Consider the following 751-nt stretch of genomic DNA (forward strand, 5'->3'; position numbering starts at 1 on the left):
ATTCCCCGATAGCTCAGTCGGTAGAGCGACGGACTGTTAATCCGCAGGTCCCTGGTTCGAGCCCAGGTCGGGGAGCCAAATTTGAAAAGACCCAAGCATTGCTTGGGTCTTTTTGCATATATGTTTTCTCTGAAAGTCAGCAATCGGTTTAGCACAGTCAAATCGATAATAAACTAGCGCTGTATCTTTGCACTCTTGGCCGCTGCCTTAGCTGCTTTAGCTTGGGCACGTTCTTCAAGAAAACGATGCCGCGCCCGCAGCCACCACACTATCAGCATACCGACCACAGTCGCTACCATACCGATAGCAACACCGAATATCAGCATAATCACCAGCCAGACCACCGCAGCCATAAGAAAACTGCCTCCGGCTATCCATAAATACACAAATATTGCCACACTGACTACAAATATAGTCAGCATCATGAAGCCCTCAACAGCTTCCATATACAAATCATCTGTATCCGGATCGCCCATATCCTGCATTTTAAGCACCTTTTCCTGCCTGCCGCACCAAACACAGTCTTCAAACAGTATACCCAGCTTATTACCCTATCTTAATCCCAATAACTTTCAGGCGCAAACTGTTACTTGCCCCTGAAGGCCGTCTGAAAAAGCCGTCTGAAAACCCAATCTGTTTCAGGCAAGAAAAAAGCCCAAACATTTCGTTTGGGCTTTTTTCTTCAATCTGGCTCCCCGACCTGGGCTCGAACCAGGGACCTGCGGATTAACAGTCCGTCGCTCTACCGACC

General features: G+C 48.3%; 1 protein-coding gene and 1 tRNA gene. One reads left to right on the forward strand and one right to left on the reverse strand.

Annotated elements, in window-relative coordinates; genetic code table 11:
• Window positions 1-2: 2 nt before the first annotated feature.
• Window positions 3-78 (forward strand) — tRNA-Asn (locus BDE01S_RS10855).
• Window positions 79-173: 95 nt separating this feature from the next.
• Here the strand turns inward: BDE01S_RS10855 and BDE01S_RS10860 are convergent.
• Window positions 174-476: a hypothetical protein gene (locus BDE01S_RS10860; protein WP_147283895.1), complete on the reverse strand. Its 303-nt coding sequence runs from the start codon at window positions 474-476 to the stop codon at window positions 174-176.
• Window positions 477-751 lie beyond the last annotated feature (275 nt).

Origin of the sequence: Bergeriella denitrificans NBRC 102155 (assembly GCF_001592185.1) — a bacterium.
GTDB classification, from domain to species: Bacteria; Pseudomonadota; Gammaproteobacteria; order Burkholderiales; family Neisseriaceae; genus Neisseria; species Neisseria denitrificans.

What these genes read in the sequence shown, in the direction of transcription:
- BDE01S_RS10860 (WP_147283895.1), bottom strand. Translation starts at nt 476, where the DNA reads ATGGGCGATCCGGATACAGATGATTTGTATATGGAAGCTGTTGAGGGC.